Genomic DNA, 600 nt, shown 5'->3' with positions numbered 1-600 from the left:
AAACGACAGTTCAGTATTACCTGATTCCGATGCGATGCTGCTTAGCGTTGCGATAACCGCAGCTTCAGCTTGATCAACATCTTCCGTTTTATCTGCAACCACAGCCCCGGCGAGTGCCGCCGTATCAACCGCATTCTGTAGGCGTGTTTTGTTGAGTACTTGATGGTTTAAATCAATACCAAACGCAGCGACGCCTAACAGAATCAGCAGAACCATACTGATGAGCACCAAGGTGATCCCTTTCTGGGTTCGCCTTGTTGCTGTCTGCATTTTCCTTCGCATAGCCCCTCCTATAAGTGAACGAATCACTTACTTTTCTTTGGCTACCCCGTTATTGTTGTATACCTCTAAGCTGACCTGCGTGCGCTCACCGCTTCCTTCTGGTAGATAACCTAGGTTTTCATACCATGCTTCCGGATTTAGCGTTTGTTCTGCGCGCAATTGGCTTACCGAGATTCCAAGATCAGGGTCATTCGCACAGCCAAACAAGCCGAATGATGTGAAACAAATGGTCATGATCATTATGCTTTTCATCTTGCTCTCCATTTATAGACTGTGCCCAAACTTGCCCTCAGAGCCACCTTCTGACGAACCGTACTG

The 600-nt window shown here is 47.5% G+C and carries 2 protein-coding genes; both read right to left on the bottom strand.

The window, feature by feature from the left end; all coding sequences use genetic code 11:
• A partial coding sequence (locus R7E78_RS28315) for a TadE/TadG family type IV pilus assembly protein (RefSeq protein ID WP_318058904.1) occupies positions 1–282 on the bottom strand: 282 nt, incomplete at its 3' end.
• 27 nt (positions 283–309) lie between these two features.
• Entirely contained in the window at positions 310–534 is a 225-nt protein-coding gene (locus R7E78_RS28310) for a hypothetical protein (protein ID WP_005482341.1), read from the bottom strand.
• Between the last annotated feature and the right edge of the window lie 66 nt (positions 535–600).

Source organism: Vibrio sp. YT-19(2023) (assembly GCF_033337395.1).
The sequence above is the reverse complement of the archived record's forward strand: the minus strand, read 5'-3'. Positions and strand labels throughout refer to the sequence as shown.

What these genes read in the sequence shown, in the direction of transcription:
- R7E78_RS28310 (WP_005482341.1), bottom strand. Translation starts at nt 534, where the DNA reads ATGAAAAGCATAATGATCATGACCATTTGTTTCACATCATTCGGCTTG.